General features: G+C 34.1%; 13 protein-coding genes. 2 read left to right on the top strand and 11 right to left on the bottom strand.

Annotated features, from left to right (window positions below):
* Nucleotides 1-251: 251 nt before the first annotated feature.
* The 11 genes from ACLHDE_RS03685 to ACLHDE_RS03635 form a co-directional block, all read right to left on the bottom strand.
* Nucleotides 252-500 carry a ComEA family DNA-binding protein gene (locus tag ACLHDE_RS03685; RefSeq protein ID WP_415397862.1) on the bottom strand — a complete coding sequence of 83 codons (249 nt, stop codon included), beginning with the start codon at nucleotides 498-500 and terminating at the stop codon, nucleotides 252-254.
* A gap of 58 nt (nucleotides 501-558) precedes the next feature.
* Entirely contained in the window at nucleotides 559-1,761 is a 1,203-nt protein-coding gene (locus ACLHDE_RS03680) for a glucose-6-phosphate isomerase (RefSeq protein WP_415397861.1), read from the bottom strand.
* Between the two features lie 101 nt (nucleotides 1,762-1,862).
* A complete protein-coding gene (locus ACLHDE_RS03675) occupies nucleotides 1,863-3,992 on the bottom strand; it encodes an STT3 domain-containing protein (protein WP_415397860.1) in 2,130 nt (709 codons plus the stop codon).
* Nucleotides 3,989-4,807 (bottom strand): glycosyltransferase family 2 protein, encoded by an 819-nt coding sequence (locus ACLHDE_RS03670; protein WP_415397859.1) that lies wholly within the window; start codon nucleotides 4,805-4,807, stop codon nucleotides 3,989-3,991. Before ACLHDE_RS03670 ends, ACLHDE_RS03675 begins: the two co-directional genes overlap by 4 nt.
* Nucleotides 4,808-4,810: 3 nt before the next feature.
* The gene (gene mqnE, locus ACLHDE_RS03665; RefSeq protein ID WP_415397858.1) at nucleotides 4,811-5,872 is read right to left on the bottom strand and encodes an aminofutalosine synthase MqnE; all 1,062 of its coding nucleotides are present in this window, start codon (nucleotides 5,870-5,872) and stop codon (nucleotides 4,811-4,813) included.
* Nucleotides 5,873-7,834 carry a bifunctional aldolase/short-chain dehydrogenase gene (locus ACLHDE_RS03660; protein ID WP_415397857.1) on the bottom strand — a complete coding sequence of 654 codons (1,962 nt, stop codon included), beginning with the start codon at nucleotides 7,832-7,834 and terminating at the stop codon, nucleotides 5,873-5,875.
* Nucleotides 7,831-8,907, bottom strand: coding sequence for an S-methyl-5-thioribose-1-phosphate isomerase (mtnA, locus tag ACLHDE_RS03655; protein ID WP_415397856.1), 1,077 nt, complete (start codon nucleotides 8,905-8,907; stop codon nucleotides 7,831-7,833). The genes ACLHDE_RS03660 and mtnA overlap by 4 nt, the downstream gene beginning before the upstream one ends.
* Entirely contained in the window at nucleotides 8,897-10,129 is a 1,233-nt protein-coding gene (gene mtnK / locus ACLHDE_RS03650) for an S-methyl-5-thioribose kinase (protein WP_415397855.1), read from the bottom strand. The genes mtnA and mtnK overlap by 11 nt, the downstream gene beginning before the upstream one ends.
* A 14-nt stretch (nucleotides 10,130-10,143) precedes the next feature.
* Nucleotides 10,144-11,343 (bottom strand): methionine adenosyltransferase, encoded by a 1,200-nt coding sequence (gene metK / locus ACLHDE_RS03645; RefSeq protein ID WP_415397854.1) that lies wholly within the window; start codon nucleotides 11,341-11,343, stop codon nucleotides 10,144-10,146.
* Nucleotides 11,344-11,421: 78 nt separating this feature from the next.
* Nucleotides 11,422-12,984, bottom strand: coding sequence for an autoinducer-2 kinase (gene lsrK, locus ACLHDE_RS03640; protein WP_415397853.1), 1,563 nt, complete (start codon nucleotides 12,982-12,984; stop codon nucleotides 11,422-11,424).
* A gap of 3 nt (nucleotides 12,985-12,987) precedes the next feature.
* Nucleotides 12,988-13,275, bottom strand: coding sequence for a putative quinol monooxygenase (locus tag ACLHDE_RS03635; RefSeq protein ID WP_415397852.1), 288 nt, complete (start codon nucleotides 13,273-13,275; stop codon nucleotides 12,988-12,990).
* 95 nt (nucleotides 13,276-13,370) lie between these two features.
* Here ACLHDE_RS03635 and ACLHDE_RS03630 point away from each other — a divergent pair, with 95 nt between their 5' ends.
* Nucleotides 13,371-15,881 carry an HD domain-containing protein gene (locus ACLHDE_RS03630; protein ID WP_415397851.1) on the top strand — a complete coding sequence of 837 codons (2,511 nt, stop codon included), beginning with the start codon at nucleotides 13,371-13,373 and terminating at the stop codon, nucleotides 15,879-15,881.
* Nucleotide 15,882: 1 nt separating this feature from the next.
* On the top strand, nucleotides 15,883-17,697 hold the full coding sequence (gene glmS, locus ACLHDE_RS03625; RefSeq protein WP_415397850.1) for a glutamine--fructose-6-phosphate transaminase (isomerizing): 1,815 nt from the start codon (nucleotides 15,883-15,885) through the stop codon (nucleotides 17,695-17,697).
* The last annotated feature ends 309 nt before the right edge of the window (nucleotides 17,698-18,006 follow it).

The raw sequence follows: 18,006 nt of genomic DNA, 5'->3' as shown, positions 1-18,006 counted from the left end.
AATAATCACTTATATCAACACAACCTAAGCCTATTACACATATTTTATTTTTTCCCATGAATACTCTTTAAATCAATATAAATCATGTTGTTCCTGCTACTAGTACTTTCATTTATCACTAATTATATTTTACTATAAGAAAATTGTAGCTTAAATTTCTTTTTGTAAAGTAAAACGTGATAGGTTTAGTGTGGTAGTCTAGAGTGACTTCAAAATTTGCTTAGAGTTGGATACGACAAATGTCGTATCTTTTATTTTTTACAAGGACTAGCAGATAAATCACTCATGTTTTTCTCAACTGTTTTTTTACCAATCCCTTTAACCTTTGCAAGCTCTTTAACATTTTTAAAGCAGTTGGCTTTTCTGTAGACAATAATAGCTTCAGCTTTTGTAGAACCAATCCCATTTAAACTACTCAACTCTTTTTTAGAAGCAGTGTTAATATCAACAGCACCAAACAATAAACTAACTCCTAGCGCAATAATCACAAAAAACTTCATTTAACAACCTTTATTTGATTTAATGAAGTCTATCACAAAAAACTAAAAAACAACAAGCTTAATTTTTTAGTTTTTCTTTCAGTATAATTTTTCCAGCTTCTACGCCAGGTTGATCATAAGCATTTATGTACATAAACTTGGCACATACAGACGTAAGAAGTTCATATTCATACATTAAAGAAGCTATGCTTTTTTCACATACGGCATCTATGGTTATCACATCACATGGTATGTCGTTTAAATTATTTATCGATTCTATAGTGGCATCTGCCTGCATATTTATTAACTTAGAAAACTCTAGATTATCAATATAGTCTAACTCTTCAAGTCCATCTAATTTAATATGCGGAATCTTCAAGTCATTGTCAAAATCATCTACTTTTATAACTGTGACAGTCTTATCTCTTCTTCCTTCTACGATTAACTGTAAAAAAGAGTGTTGATCTATCGGTCCGATAATCCCTATAGGAGTCAGACCTTGGTTTGTGCTATTTATATCTACTTTACCTAAACTCTCACCCCAAAGTTGGATGTACCATTTGTTAAAACCCTCAAGTCTTGAAGAGTAAGAAAAAACTACATTTATATTAAAACTATTTTTATACTCTACAAAAAATCTTGCTTTTTTAAGAAGTCGTGAGTAGTACTCTTTCTTTTGGAAAAACGAGTTATAAACTTCTTTTGTACCCTTTAACAGTTCATCTATATCTATACCGACTATAGCAAGAGGAAGTAAGCCAACAGCACTAAAAACCGAAAACCTTCCACCTACATTTTTTGGAATATCAAAAGTTTTTATGTTATGTGTTTTTGCAAAAAAGTTAAGTTTGGAGTCATTTTCTGTTATAACTAAAGTGTTGTTTTTATCACACTTAACAAGAGAATTAATATACTTAAATATTGATACGGTTTCTATAGTTGTACCGGACTTTGATATGACAATAAAAAGGGTATCTTCTAGATCAATTGCTTTAACTTTTGATTTTATATCTATAGGGTCTGTTGTTTCTAAAAAGTAGAGCTGTTTACTGAGAGTTTTGGAATGTTTTAAAAACTTATAAATTGCATAAGTTCCAAGCGTACTTCCACCTATACCAATAACTACAATATTTGTCTGTTTAACACTTCTTGCATACTCTTTAAAAACTTTAGTATCTTGATGTACAAGGTTGTAATAACCTATGTTCTCTTTTTCTTTTATTATCTCATTAAAGACATCTGCATCTGATATACTTGGGTTAAAGTTGTCTTGGTATTTCATTTTAACTCTTTTTTTTTAATATTTAACTGTAATTATAGCACCTATTTTTGGAGGACTATCTCTTTGCTCATTATTTATAACTTTTATCTGTTTAATGTTTTTTAGATTTTTAGTTTATAAACTTTAGCATGTGGGTTTGCTATAATTTTTTCAAACAAAGTTTTATCATACTCTTCTAAAACCATAAGCTGAATATAAAGTGAATTATAAGTATCTTCATCTACAACTAAAAAAGTTTCATAATCTGCCATAAATATTAGACTCAGTGGTGCACTGAAATCTGTTAGTCGTATGTTTTTTTGAAGTTTCAAATTTTTATCATAAAAAGTATTTACTACTCTACGTAGAGCTACTTTTTCTTTTCCAATCATCAAAGTATTGTCTAGTTTATTTAGAGAAACACCTTTTCCAAGTTCTATAGCATCTTTACTCTCTTTAAAATTTCTGCTTATAAAGAAGAATTGAGCTTTTCCTTTCTCACCATTCATAAGATTTAAATTTGAAAATACATTTACTGTTGGAAAAATATTTAACATTTTATATGGCAGGTAAAAGTAGATATCTCTTGTTTTATTTGGCAGTTTTATATCGGTCTCTAGTGAGAGTAAAAAATCGTTTGTATCATCAAGTCCATACTCTTTTGTCATCTCTTCTATGTTTGTAAATAATTTTATTTTTTGCAATTCGTTTAAATCTCTGTTTTTTTCTGCTACTATAAAAGCTCGCTCTGTATATTCAACATCAAGTCTAGCCATTTTTGCAGATATTTCTTGTGAATTATTTAGCATAAAACTAACTGGAAAATTAACACTACCACTATGTTTTCCACCATCAACCAATGTCTTAACATCTGAATAGTAACGCAATGGATATCCATAATCCCACCAAGAGACAACATAATCTTCTCTATCTGCAATACTTTTTAGCTTATCTAAAACTTCTACTTCATCTGAGTTAAATACGGTAGGAACTCTATATGATTCAATATGTTTATAATTTGGATACAGAATAGCTAAAGTTAAGGCTATCATACTAAGATATTTTAATCTTTTTGTAGGCATCTTCAGTGAAAGCTCAGTAATTAAAAAAGATACCCCAAAAGCCAAAACAGGGACAGCATATATAGTAAATCTAAGTCCTCCCACTAGAGCTAAAAAACCAAGTCCTATCATAGGAAGTCCAAAAAGCATAATCCTATGCTTATAAGATAAATAGATATATCCTAGTACAGACAAGACAAAAGTAACTGTATGTCCACTTATACGATTTGCAAATGTCTCAAAGGGAATCTGACCTGCTTCTCTAACTGTCTGCATAACAGAATAAAAATGAAGATTTAGTCCATCTTTAGCCACACTAATAGCATCTTTAAATACATAACCTTTTAGTTGAGCCAAGATAGGATTGAAACCACCAGTTGCTAAAAATGCCAAAATAGAAGTAGCTAAAATATGGTAAATATATTTTTGAGTTTTTTCTCGTTTAAAAACGTAAAATAGACCAATTACAATAGGGAAACGAATAAAACCATCTATATTTAACATAGCAAACATCATAATTGCCAAAAGTTTATAATTGTAAAGATTTTTTCTATCAAACACTAAAGCATAAAAAAGTATTAGACCAAAAAATGAAAACTCTAAAGCGTAACTTTGAGGATACCACCATCTATATACTAAAATATCTAATGCAGTAATTAGTAGATATATATCTTTGTTTGTTTGTATCGCCCAAATGATTGACCAAAGCAAAAACATAGGAAGAACTATATTTAACATATCGGTATCATAATAACCTACCATTGTACGGTTATAATAACTCCACGCTATAGATGCAAGAAGTGCCGCAATAAAACCTAGTTCTAAATTTTTTAAAGCTTTAGCGATTAGAATGATTGGCACAACTACTAATGAGCTCAATACTACTGGCATATAAAATATTATAGATTCAAAAGAAAAAGGCAATATATAAGCAAATAGTGCAGTTAACCCGGATGGAGCAGAATTTATAGGCGAGCCGTCATTATCATGACTTATACCACTAAGAATATCTCTAGCACCCTCCGCCCAATAATAACCATCATTAGTATTTATCATAAACTGACCGTTAAACATAAACGACTCATAACCGCTAAACTGATAAACCCAAATCATACGCATTGCTACTGAAAATGCGAATGCTATTACTATATAGCCTATCGTTAACTTTGTCTCTGATGATATATTATTCAATTGCTTAGTTCCTCTATCTTTTTTTCATAATTATAAATGTCTTGTATTTTATCATGTTTTTTTGCGCCTTTGAGGAGTAAGTTGTATTTTTTTATTAATTCATTTGTTATCTCTTTCGAGGTTAAAGCCTCACTTCCTGTATTATTTAGTATTTTTTCCAAAGCCAGAACTCTAAACCTGTCCATTCCCCAAAACTTCATACTAAGCTGGTCTGCATCTCCGCCATACTTTATAATTAGTTTTTTATTTATAAGACCTATTTCATTCTTTATCGCTACCCTTAACCACAAATCATAATCTTCGCAAACTTCTAAATTCTCATCGAACAGCCCTACTTTATCTAGTAAATCTTTATGAATAATAGTTGAAGATGGAGCTATAATGCAGTGAGACAGAGACTCTTTAAAAATATGTCCACCAAATTTTCTATATTTTTTAGGTAATTTAACTTCTTTTGCATCACGTACCCACTTCTCATCTGTGTAACTCATTTGTAAATCTGATTTGCTTAGATGCAACACTAAATGCTCCTGAAGTTTTTCAGGATGCCACTCATCATCAGAGTCCAAAAAAGCTATCCATTCATATTTTGCTTTTTTTATTCCTAAGTTTCTTGCACTCGAGACCCCTGAGTTTTCTTGATAAATATATATAGCGTCTGGGAAAAGATTTATGATTTGTGAGGTTTCGTCAGTTGAGCCATCATCTATTATGATAACCTCTTTTGGTTTATGAGTTTGAGCATATACGGATGCAAGTGCACGCTGAAGAACTTTGTATCGGTTATAAGTTGGGATTACAACTGATACTTCCATCAACTACCACTCTTTAATTTCGTTATATACACTATCTCTCTCAACCGGAATAAATCCGCTGTTTTTAATCAGTGCTACAAAATCTTCCAAGTTTACACCGTTGGCACTCGCAGCCCCAGCAGCTGAGTTTATAGACTCTTTTTCTATCGTTCCGTCTAAATCATTTGCTCCAAACTCTTGAGCAACAAGAGCCAAGTTTACAGTAGATGTAACCCAGTAAGCTTTTAAGTTTGCTACATTGTCCAAAACTATACGGCTGATTGCCATAGTCTTTAAAATCTCATTTGCAGTCATAAACTCTGTAACTTTTAGGTAGTTATTTTCTCTCTGATAAACAAGAGGAATAAAAGCATTAAAACCACCCGTCTTATCTTGAAGCTCTCTTATTCTCATCATATGGTCAATTCGATTTTCTCTGCTCTCGACATGACCAAAAAGCATAGTAACGTTTGACATTTTTCCGCGTTCATGCCACTTTTGATGAATCTCCAACCACTGCTCAGATGTAACTTTTCCCTTACAGATATAATCACGGACTTTTTCATCAAAGATTTCAGCACCACCGCCAGGCATTGAGTCAACACCATATTCAACCATCAAGTCTAATATCTCATCATAAGTTTTTCCATACTCTCTTGCTAAGAAATCAACCTCGGCAGCAGTAAGAGCCTTTACATGAAGATGAGGGTAAGCATCTTTAATCTTTTTAAAAATCTCCAGATACCACTCCAGTCCTGTGTCTGGGTTATGAGCAGAGACTATATGAACCTCTTTAATACCTCGAGACTCCACATCTTTTACAATATTCATTATCTCTTCATGAGTCATAGTATACTCATTCGGATTTTTTCTATTTGCTGAGTAAGCACAAAACTTACAAATATCCGCACACTTATTTGTAGGGTTGATATGACGATTTATATTAAAATATGTCTTCTTCCCATGAAGAGCTTTTCTTTTAGCATCTGCTAATTCACCTAAATCAAAAAAGTCCATATCATAAAGACTAACTGCTTCATCAAACGAAACTCTCTCACCAGCTAAAATTTTATCTCTTAAAGTCATCTATATTATCCTATCGCTTCCGCCGTCAATTGCCACTTGTGAACCAGTAGTTTTGGCAAATGGCTTTCCTGCCATTGCACATACCAATTCTGCCACATTTTCTGACTTTATTTCAGTTTTTAGTACATTGTTTGTTTTGTACTCTTCTACACTCATGCCATAAGCTTTTGCACGATTTGCCAGTACTTCATCTGTCCAAATCGCTGTATCAAACACAGCGTGTGGATGCAGAGTATTTACTCTAACTCCAAACTCACCTAACTCTAAGGCTGCAATTCGTGCAAGTTGAGTCTGTCCTGCTTTTGCTACAGAGTAAGCTGCCGCACCTTTTCCAGGTGCTGGAAAGTTCTTAGATGCAACCATAACTATAGAGGCATCGATTCCAAGTTTTAAAAATGGTGCTGTCTCACGTATAAGTTTTTGATGAGAAGTAAGATTTATATTCATACTTTTCTCCCAATTATCATCACTAAGTGAATCTAAGTTCTCACTCGGAGTAAAAATACCCGCATTACTTACAACTATATCAATTCCGCCAAAGTTTTTAACTGCAATTTCTACAGCCTTTTTGATGTCTTCGCTTGAAGTCAAATCGCACTTCACACCTTTTATCTCTGCTTTGTTAAAAGTAGTCTCTACTTCTGGATTGATATCAAGGACAACTACAGCCGCACCTCTTGAGTTTAGCATCTTAGCAATTGATAAGCCAATTCCACTGGCTCCACCCGTAACAAGTGCCACTTTCCCGTTAAATTCAGGAGCACTTCCGCCTTTTTTCAGTTTTGCCTGTTCAAGTTCCCAGTACTCTACTTCAAAAATCTTTGCAGCACTTAGAGCTTTGTAACCGCCAAGTTTCTCAGCTTTTAAAATCGCTTCAAAAGTATGCTCATTAATATCTTTAATGATATTTGCCTCTTTAGCATTTTTACCAAAAGAAAGAGTTCCATTATTTTTAAGTATTGCAAAATTTGGAGCAGGATTTAGTAGTGTCTCGTCTGTTTTATTGTCTTGAAAATACTGTGTATACTCTTTTACGAAAGAAGCCAAATCATCTTTAAAATCTTCACCGATAATTACAGGAATACGTTTTGTTCTAATAACATGGTCTGGAGTCAGAGGACCTTGAGTTGCTATTTTTTCTATATTTTGTTTTGAGAAGTTTATCGCTTCGTTTGAATCATTTAGGATTGAGATTGTCGCACAGCCTTTTAACTCTGACATCTCACGTCTTATTTTTGCTAACTCTAAAAGCTCTATTGTCGTACTATCTTCTTTCACTTCTAAAACAGCACCCTTAGATGCTAAATACTTCTCAGCCTTATCCACTAACTCTATAGTCTTCTCATAAGATTTTTTAGCCTTATCATTAAAAGTAAAAAGACCGTGATTCATAAGAACCATTCCCTCTAGCTCATCCCATTTCACATCTCTTGTCATATCATATATCAATTTCGCAAGAACAAAACCAGGCATGATATATGGAATGATTAGAATTTTATCTCCGTAAAGCTCTTTTATTTTATCTTCGCCACCATCTGTATTGGTAATTGTCACAACTGCATCTGTATGTGTATGGTCAACAAATTTATAAGGAATAACTGCATGTAAAATAGCTTCAACAGAAGGATTTGGAGCAGATGGATTTGTCATAGCAAGTCTTTGATACTTTACCATGTCAGTATCATTAAGCTCTTTTAACTCCGCCATTTTAAGTAACATTTCCATCTTTACGGGAGCAAAACCTTCAGCTTCAATAGTCGCCAAGTCCCAACCGCTTCCCTTTACATATAAAATATCTTCTGTCTCACCAAAAAGATTTGTGGCAGTTGATTTTACAGAAGTATTTCCACCACCATGCAGAACTAAAGAGCTGTCACACCCCAGTAGTCTTGATGTATAAACTCTTAAATCTAAATCTGTTTTAAACTCGCTTGCTTCTTTGTCATCCCATAAACTTTTCATTTGCTTCTCTTTTTAAATTTCTTTTCTATTTCTTCAAGGTCTGCTTTGCAAACACCTCTATCTGTAATAAGTCCAGTAATGAGTCTTGCAGGTGTCACATCAAAACCGTAGTTAATGGCAGGTGAATCTTTTGGTGTTATTAGTACTTCTCGTACAACCCCATCAGAATCTACCCCTCGCATATATTTGACCTCATCTTCACTTCTAAGCTCGATAGGAATCTCTTTAACACCATCTTTGATATCAAAGTCAAATGTAGATGCAGGAATAGCCACATAAAAAGGGACATCATTATCAAATGCAGCGAGTGCTTTTAGATATGTTCCAATTTTATTTGCCACATCACCATTTGCACTTACTCTGTCTGCTCCCGTTATTACCATATCAACTTCGCCTATTTGCATCAGATGCCCACCTGTGTTGTCTGCGATAATAGTATGATTAACTCTGCTCTGGGTTAATTCCCAGGCGGTAAGAGATGCACCTTGATTTCTAGGTCTTGTCTCATCAACCCAGACATGAACATCTATCCCGCGTTGCGCAGCTTCATAGATAGGAGCTAGCGCCGTTCCCTCATCAATAACTGCTAACCAGCCTGCATTACAATGAGTCAAGATATTTATACGCGTTTTGTTCTTCTTCTTTAAAATATCTTCAATTATATCAGCACCATATTTAGCAATGTGTTGACTCTCAAGTGCTTCTTCATCATTTAGCTCTATTGCGTATCTTTTTGCATCTGCTACTAAATCAGTTGAACTTTTTAAAAGTTCCATCATCTTGTCAACTGCCCACATAAGGTTTACCGCAGTCGGACGTGATTCTCTTATAAGAAGTGCCTTTTCTTTTAGCTCATTGTAATTTTTCACTTCGTTGCAAGCTGTATAGATGCCAAAGGCTGCAACACTTCCTATTACACCCGCACCGCGAACTGTCATATCTTTGATGGCTAAAACAACTTCATCTGTAGTTTTTAAAACTTTTGTCTCATAAGAAAAAGGGAGTTTTGTTTGGTCTATTACTTCTAAAAAATTATCATCGTTGAGCCATAAAGCTCTATATTTACCTTGCACTATTTACCTTTATAATTTCCAATATTTGTTCTATACAATCAATTTTTTCATATTTCATTACAAACTCTCTTGCAATTTTGAGAACCAATTTTTCTGCATCTGCACGTAGTTGTTTATCTTCTATGCCTCTTATCTCAGCAACTCCGGCAACACCAAAAACTCGTCTTGCCATTTTACAGCCTGCAAAACCTACAGCTTCTTTTAAAATTCTTTTTAAAAACTTCTCTCTGTAGTTCTGAGCTGTCTCATCATCTATATAGCCCTCAATCAAAAGAGCTGAGTCTTTTTGAGCTTCCCATAGTTTTAAAAACTTACTCTCAAAAAGCTCTAAAGTCTCTTTTATAGTACCAAGCAAATAGTCTTTAAAATCTTCATCTTTTGTGACTATAGTGTGATGCACATAGTTATTTACCAAGTTTGCAATCAATGCACCTATATCAAACCCAAAAGGTCCAACAAATGCAAACTCTGGATCTATCACATATGTCTCTTCTTCATTTAACATAATAGAACCGGTATGTAAATCTCCATGAATCAGAGCATCTGAAGACGTCATAAACTTGTATTTCAAATCAAGCACTTTTTCTTTAAACTCCATATCAGAAAACAACTCTTTAGCCAATGGATTATCTTTTATATTATCAGCATCATTTGTCTCATTTTGCATATATGCAAAGGTAAATACAAAATCTTCTGTAAGTTTGCATAGCTCTGTGTTTGAGTTAAACTCATCAATGAGTTTACGTTTGGAAGTAGAGTCTAAATAAAGAGATGATGTTTTAAAAAGTGTCTGGGCTAAGTAAGTAGAGATATGTTCACTAAGATTTGGATATCTCTTAGCATCTGTGAGACCATCTCTTAAAATGATATGCTTATCCAAATACTGCATAACTAAAATGGACATATCTTCACTTACATGGTAAAGTTTAGGAACTAAATCTGGAGCAATTTGTTTAAATTTTGTGAGTGCTCGTATCTCATAAGTCATACGCTCACGAGAAAGAGCGAACTCTTCGCCTACGCATCTAAGATAGGGAACGGCTTGTTTAACTATAAGAGCTTTATTGGAATCAGATATAGAGCTTACAAGGTAGACATAATTTAGATTACCGTCACCTATCTCATTCGCTTTTAAATCATCACTATCAAAGTAGTCCATAACTTCATCAACACCTTTGAGATACGGTATTATACTATTTATATCTAATTCTTTGTACTGCATATCTGACTCCGAAACTATTTTAATTTATTAAAAATATCCAAAGCGTCTAGTTTTTCCCAAGGATAATCACTCTGACCAACTTGTCCACGAGCTGCAACATCAGCATAAAGGAAAGTTTCAGCACTTGGCTTATCTAGTCCAAACTTCTTAGTAATCCAATTAGGAGTCAGTGAGAAGTTTTCACTTACAAATGTAGAAAGCTTATCATCATCAAGACCCTCGCAAACTGTTCCGTAAGTATCAACAGAAACTGAGGTAGGTTTTGCTACACCGATTGCGTAAGATAATTGAACTGAACATTTTTTTGCAAAACCTGCAGCAACAATGTGCTTAGCCACCCATCTTCCAGCATAAAGACCACTTCTATCAACTTTTGTGTAATCTTTACTTGACTGAGCACCACCACCAATAGGAGCGTAACCACCAAAACTGTCAACGATTAGTTTTCTACCGGTTAAACCTGAATCATGCAAAGGAGAGTGACTTACGTATCTGCCCGTTGGGTTTAGATGAATAATAGTTTTTTTAGGGTCATAAAGATCAGTTGGAAGTCCAGCATCATCGATTAAACCTTGAAGAAGTTCTCTAACTTCAGTGATATCCATATCTTCATTTGATGGAGCAGATACAACTATAGTATGAATTGAGAGAGGATTACAGTTTTCAAAATTCTCTTTAGTTCCATAATCAAGTGTAACTTGAGTTTTAATATCAACACCAAGTTTATGATTGTGTTTAAGTGCATAATGATAAACTTTATCGCTTAAAACTCTTGCATATGTAATAGCTGCAGGCATATAATCAGCAGTCTCGCTTGAAGCATATCCAAACATGATTCCCTGATCACCAGCACCGGTCTCACCGTCTTCTTGATCAACTCCCTGATTTATATCAGGTGATTGTTGATTTAAAAGCACTTGAACCTTTACCTCACTTGGATAGAGACACTGCTCTTTTGTAAAAGCACTTTTACCGTCATATCCGATGCCAATAAGAGCATCTTTTACAATCTTTTCATAATCTTTATTGCTTAAATTAGCTTTTGATGTAACTTCTCCACCGATTACTACATGATTACCAGCTACAAAAACCTCACTAGCAACTCTTGATTGTGAATCTGCGATTATTAATCTATCAACTATACTGTCAGCAATTATGTCTGCACACTTATCCGGGTGTCCTGGGGCTACTACTTCACTTGTAAATAAATACATCTATTTCCTTGAATTATTATCAGTTTATAGGGATGTGTCTGCCTATAAACTAGTTTGAAAAACAACCTTTAATTTCGGCTAAAGGCCAGGTGCTTTCCACATTGAAGTCGTGATATTATCATCAACTAACTTTAGTTGGGCTTCATAAGCTTTTGTAAACTTTATTTTTATTTCATTGTATATTTTATTGTTTTTCATATTTGGCTTGTACTCTTTGTCCCAAACAACTAACTTTTTGGCTGCTTCTGTGATTGTGTCATATATACCAGCACCAACACCTGCTGCCATTGCGGCTCCTAGTGCTGTTGCTTCTGTAACTTTAGGAATACGTATTGTACATCCTGTTACATCAGCCAAAATTTGAGACCATAAAGCACCTCTGCTTGCTCCGCCTGCGAAGACAATAGTATCTATTTCTAAGTTTGTAAACTCTTTGATTTTATCTAGATTTATACTCGAGACTATCGCTGCATTTTCTTGTAGACTTCTAAACATAGATGCACGATTGCAAATTTCTGGGTCGAGACTAAGATTTAAAAAACTCGGACTTGCATGATACCATTTCCCATACTTCATAGAGTCTGAAAAAATGGGGATAATTCCATACGAACCGACAGGAACTTTAGAGGCTTTTTGCTCTAAAATCTCATAAGCATCTACACCCTGCTCTTTTGCCTGAAGTTTTTCCATCTCACAAAATGCATCTCTAAACCAGCGCATGACTAAGCCGCTAAAAAAAGTTATACCTTCTGCTTGAGATTGATTTGCAATTACATGTGGATTTACTCTTATACTCATGTCTTTTGGAGGTTCTATGTCACTGGGGATGTTTACAACTTGCTGCCAAAAAGAACCACCAAGAATTGCAACATCACCTAACTCTACAACACCTAAGCCAGCAGAGCCTAGCTGAACATCACCACCACCCATAACTACCTTAGTATTGGTTGATAGTCCTGTCTCATCTGAAGCTTCTTTAGTTACAGTTCCCATAAAAGTTCCAACTTCTAAACAAGGAACAAATATATCATCTTTTAAACCGACTTTTTGTGCCATGCTTGGCATCCAGTTGCGAGACTTTAAAGAGAAGATTCCGGTTGTTCCACCGTTACTAGGGTCTGTTGCGATCACTCCACTCAAACGAGCTAAAATCCAATCTCCAATCATAGAGATTTTTGCAACTTTCTCATAAACTTCAGGATTATTATTTTTGAGCCACATGATTCTTGGCAATGCTCCTAATGCAAAAGTTTGACCAGATTCTTTGTAGAACTCTTCTTCAATGCCTGCAAAATTTTCTTTAAGATACTTAACTTCTTTATCGGCTCTCGCATCTACATTTGCAACTGCCCAAAGTTCTCTTCCGTTTTCATCATAAAGAACAATTCCCTCGCGCATACTTGTGGCACTAAGAGCAACTATATCTTCGCCACTTAGCTTCGCTTCTACAAGAGCTTTTTTTATGCATCCAACTACAAGCTTCCAGTTAGCTTTAAAATCAAAACTCATAGAGTTTGCTACACCATCTTCTGCCAAGTGCGTCCACTCTTCTTGTGCTACAGAGATTTGATTTCCTAAAGTATCAAAGATAACTGCTCGAATACTCCCTGTTCCGGCATCTATCGCCATTAAATAGCTCAAGCTTTATCCTAAAATTTCTAGTTCATCACTATATTTTTTATCACAAAACGGCTCATAGCTAGATTTATATACCGCATAATGAGTAGATGCTTTGTGACCGTTAAGTGCCGCTTCATCTCTCCAGGTCTCAACCGCCATAAATTTTCTAGGCTTATTTTCATATTGATAAATATCATAAAGTATACATCCGTCTTCAGCTTTACTTGGAATTACCATCGCAGTTAAAAGCTCTTTCATTTTCGCTTCATCACCCTCTTTTGCTATAAAAGTTACTCTTTTAGTAATTGTCATTATTTTTGTCTCCATTTGTTCAAATTTTAATCTTGAAGATTATATCAAATTTATACAACTACACTATAATATAAAAAAAATTTCAGGAATTTCACTTGGACATACTGTTACAAATAGAAGATATCATAGAAAAAAAAGGCTCAGATTTTGAACTTTCAAAACTTTTTAAAGCCTATATTAACGAGTACAAAACTTCTTTGCCAGAGCTTTTTGAGAGTTCACAAGGTAAAGATTTTTTAGTTAAGCATACAAAAAAACTGGACTCAATCATCTCTTTAATGTACAAAACTGTTCTAAGACGTGTCTTTGGTAACTATTTGCCTATGAGGAGTTCCATTCCTGTAGCCATAGTTGCTCTTGGGAGTTATGGACGGGAACAGTTATGTGTTCACAGCGATATTGATCTTCTTATAGTTTACGAAGATATTGATGGCTTTAATTCTCAACTCATTATAGAAAAACTTTTTTATCTAGCTCTTGATGCAGGACTTAAACTCGGGCATAGAGTACATGAGACGTCAGACCTTTTCAGAGCTGCCGATGAAGATATAACCATAAGAACTTCTCTTATGGAATCACGCTTTGTAACTGGTTCATCTTTTACTTGGCATGCAACGGGGAAAGAGCTAAATAGAATAAGACTTCACAATCAAAAAAAGTTTATTCTCGCCAAGATTGAAGAAGCTCAGATAAGAAGAAAAAAATACTCAACTTCAATGCAGCCAAATATAAAAGAGAGTGTCGGAGGTCTTCGCGACACACAACTTCTTCTTTGGATAGCTCAAACTATTTATGGGGTTACCAGCTTAAGAGATTTAAGCCAAAAAGTATTCTCAGATGACGAATATAGAGAGTTTAGAATAGCCTTAGAGCTTCTATTTCGTGTGAGAAGTGCTCTACATCTAATCACAAATAAACAAGAAGACAGACTTATCATGGAGCATATGCCACAAGTCTCAAAGATGCTGGGCTTTAAAAATGAGCAGAAGTTGCTAAGTAAAGTTCTTCACGCTGGGTGGCGTATAAGTAACTTTACTCAGATTTTTGTTAAAAAAATGGTAAGACCATATATCGCCAATATGAGTTATGTTAAGAAATTTAGAAACAATCGCCTAAGCCGTGGCATCTACCTTTTAGAAGATAGACTCTTTGCATCTTATAACCTAAAGATTCAACCGATTAACATCCTTTTAAAACTTTTAGTCTCGCTACCCGATAAATTTTACCACTTTGATGCAGGTTTTTTAAACCAACTTACATATACTAAAATATCTTATCCTTTAACAAAAGAGACATATATGCTCCTTAAAGAGCTACTAAGAAAAGATAATATCTACTGCTTTTTAAAACTATTTTACGATGCAGGAATCCTGCATCAACTATTCTCAAGCTTTAGAAAAGTTCTGCATCTTCCACAGTTTGACGGTTATCATCACTACCCAGTTGACTATCACTCAATAAAATGTGTCGAAGCACTAGAGAATATCGAAGAACCTTTTATTAAAGAACTTCATGATGAGCTTAGTGCAGATGAAAGACTTTTGCTAAAAATTGTTGTACTATTTCATGATACAGGAAAAGGTAGAAAGCAAGACCATAGCGAAGTTGGTGCAAAACTTATAGTTTCTTTTGCAAGTAAAATAAATTTTGGAGAGGAGCTTCTTGAGCGAGCAGTGACACTTATAAAGCATCATATCCTTATGAGTAATGTAGCTTTTAAAGAGAATATTCACAATGAAAAAACTCTATATAAATTTATGTCAAAAGTAAAAGATACAAAAAACCTAAAATTACTATACATACTTACTTATGCAGATATTAATGGTGTCGGTGGAAATACATACAATGCATTTAATTCTAAACTTCTTCATGATCTATACACTAGTGCATTGGAAGTTTCACAAAATAGTGAAAGAATCACGGACGCCTCTAAACGAATCACAATCGAAAAACGTGTTAAAAATTCTGATGCTTTTAAAGAGTTGCCAAAACTTCTTCAGACTAAACTTCTTCATGTCGAGTCAAATATGCTATTTTTCAAACACTCTCCTCAAGATATAATAAGAATTGCAAAAAAAGCAAAAGAGACAAAAGAGTACGATTACAACATTTACACGCAAAAATCTCTAAGTATTGAGATTTATAGAAAAGTACCGCTTAATGTAGGTTATCTTCTAGCAACTTTAAGTCACTTAGATGTTGCATCTATGGAAATATTTACACTCTTTGATGGCATCAAGTATTTCAAAATAGAGTTTATTAAAAATGTAGATGGAGATGAACTTGCTGAAGTAGAAGAAATTGTAAACAATGCTTTTGACATGAGCAGACATGTTGGTATGAAAAAAGTGAATATTAATAAAAAAGAGATAGTCATCGACTGTGAACACTCGTTAACACATGCTGAGCTCAACATAAATACAAAAAATCAGATAGGACTATTAGCTTACATAATGGACTGTTTTGAATCCCTTGGCATTAATATTGTAACGGCAAAGATTCACTCAACTAAACACAAGGTTCGAGATAGTTTCTTAATGGAAAAACAAAACGATATATGCAATAATGTCGAAAAAATTTATGAACTATTAACAAAGGGTAGCTAATATGTGTGGAATTGTTGGATATTTAGGCGAAAAAAATACTAAAGAAATTTTACTTGATGGTCTTAAAGAGTTAGAGTATAGAGGTTATGATTCAGCCGGTATTGCTGTTTTGCAGGATAATCAATTTTCAAACTATAAAGCTATTGGAAAACTTGTAAACCTTGAAGAAAAAACAAAAGATTATACAACAAATGGATTCGCAGTAGGTATCGGTCATACTCGTTGGGCTACACATGGCAAACCAACTGAACTAAACGCTCATCCACACTTAGGTGAAAGTTCTTATGTAGTTCATAATGGCATAATAGAAAATTATGCAGAGTTAAAAAAAGAGCTTCTTGGAGATGGCGTTACATTTTTAAGCCAAACGGATACAGAGGTAATTGTTCACCAGTTTGAGAAAAATCTAAAAGTATGCAGTAGCGCTTTTGAGGCTTTTGATAAAACTATTGGTGAACTAGCGGGTGCTTATGCTATTTTACTTGTAACAAAGTCTGAACCTGAAACTATCTTCTTTGCAAAACACGGTTCACCAATGCTTGTAGGTATAGATGACGGAAATGAAAAATATTTTGCTTCTTCAGATACTCCTCTTATCGGTCATGCAACTGAAGTAAATTACTTTGAAGATGGTGATTATGGTTTTGTGAGTTCTAAAGAGATTGTTATATTTGATAAAGATGCAAAAATGAAAAAGCCTATCTTTACAAAACTTTCTCAAAATAAACTCTCTGCTCAAAAAGATGGTTTCCGTTTCTTTATGGAAAAAGAGATTTATGAGCAAGGTGATGTTATAGCTGATACTCTTATGGGCAGACTAAATGATGAAGAGATTCTTTTTGATGAGATTGATAAAAACTTATTTGAAGAAATCAATGAGATAAAACTATGTGCTTGTGGAACTTCTTATCACTCCGCACTAAGTGCATCTTATCTTTTTGAGCGATACTCTAAAATCAAAACTTCTGTTGAGATTGCAAGTGAGTTTAGATATAGAGAACCCATAATGACGAAAGATACTCTTTTTGTAGTTATCTCACAAAGCGGAGAGACTGCTGATACTCTCGAAACACTTAAAATGGCAAAGAAGGCAGGACTAAAAACTTTAGTTATTTGTAACGTTGACAACTCCTCAATGGTAAGATTGGCAGATGCTACTATCTTAACTCGAGCCGGAATTGAAAAAGGTGTAGCATCTACAAAAGCTTTTGCAACTCAAGTTACAATTTTTTGGATGATGAGTTTATATATTGCAAAACTTCGCAACTCTCTAAAACCACAAGAAATAGCTAGACAAATATCACTGCTGAGAGAAGTCCCGGCCTCTGTCAAAGTGACTGATGAGATGCATGAGAAGCTAAAACGTCTCTCAAAAAGATACCTACATGGTCACGGTTTTTTCTTTATAGGTAGAGATATTTTCTATCCATTAGCTCTCGAAGGCGCATTGAAGTTAAAAGAGATTTCATATCTTCATGCTGAGGGTTATCCAAGCGGAGAGATGAAGCACGGTCCTATTGCTCTTGCCGATCCTGAGCTTTTTACTATTGCCCTGCTTCCAGAGCATCTGCACTATGAAAAATCAAAAAGCAATGTAGAAGAGTTAAGTGCAAGGGACTCTACTATCTGTGCTATCAGCTCTATAGAGTTTGACAAAGCTGATGATTTCATACAAATCAATAAATGCAAAGACTATATGTTAGAATTTTTTGAGATGATGGTTGTTGTACAACTTTTATCACTAGAGATTTCTATTCGTCTTGGAAATGATGTTGATATGCCAAGAAATCTAGCTAAGAGTGTCACTGTAGAATAAAAAGCATATAACATAATTAAACGATATGTATAAATTTATCATATATATACTCTCGTATAATTTCTTTTATGAGTAAGTAGTTCTTTTTTAAAGTTTTTTTGACTTTAAAGCAAAGAAGTATTACTCTTTTAAGATTGAAGTACTAACTTCAAATCTTGTAACTTTCACAGTTTATGACTAAAGATAAAACAACATTTTTTTCCTTATAGCAGGATATGAAAATATTTTATATCTACTGACTACATCATTAAGCCAGTTGGTGTCTTTAGTTGTTAATCACTTATTAAAAGCTGTTGGGGTAGCTGTTAT

This window comes from Sulfurimonas iocasae (genome assembly GCF_047716755.1).
GTDB lineage: Bacteria > Campylobacterota > Campylobacteria > Campylobacterales > Sulfurimonadaceae > Sulfurimonas.
Note: the sequence above shows the minus strand (reverse complement) of the source record. Positions and strands in the feature narration are given on the sequence as shown.

Coding starts and splice junctions, on each gene's coding strand:
- ACLHDE_RS03685 (WP_415397862.1), bottom strand. CDS start 500: ATGAAGTTTTTTGTGATTATTGCGCTAGGAGTTAGTTTATTGTTTGGT.
- ACLHDE_RS03680 (WP_415397861.1), bottom strand. CDS start 1,761: ATGAAATACCAAGACAACTTTAACCCAAGTATATCAGATGCAGATGTC.
- ACLHDE_RS03670 (WP_415397859.1), bottom strand. CDS start 4,807: ATGGAAGTATCAGTTGTAATCCCAACTTATAACCGATACAAAGTTCTT.
- mqnE (WP_415397858.1), bottom strand. CDS start 5,872: ATGACTTTAAGAGATAAAATTTTAGCTGGTGAGAGAGTTTCGTTTGAT.
- ACLHDE_RS03660 (WP_415397857.1), bottom strand. CDS start 7,834: ATGAAAAGTTTATGGGATGACAAAGAAGCAAGCGAGTTTAAAACAGAT.
- mtnK (WP_415397855.1), bottom strand. CDS start 10,129: ATGCAGTACAAAGAATTAGATATAAATAGTATAATACCGTATCTCAAA.
- metK (WP_415397854.1), bottom strand. CDS start 11,343: ATGTATTTATTTACAAGTGAAGTAGTAGCCCCAGGACACCCGGATAAG.
- ACLHDE_RS03635 (WP_415397852.1), bottom strand. CDS start 13,275: ATGACAATTACTAAAAGAGTAACTTTTATAGCAAAAGAGGGTGATGAA.
- glmS (WP_415397850.1), top strand. CDS start 15,883: ATGTGTGGAATTGTTGGATATTTAGGCGAAAAAAATACTAAAGAAATT.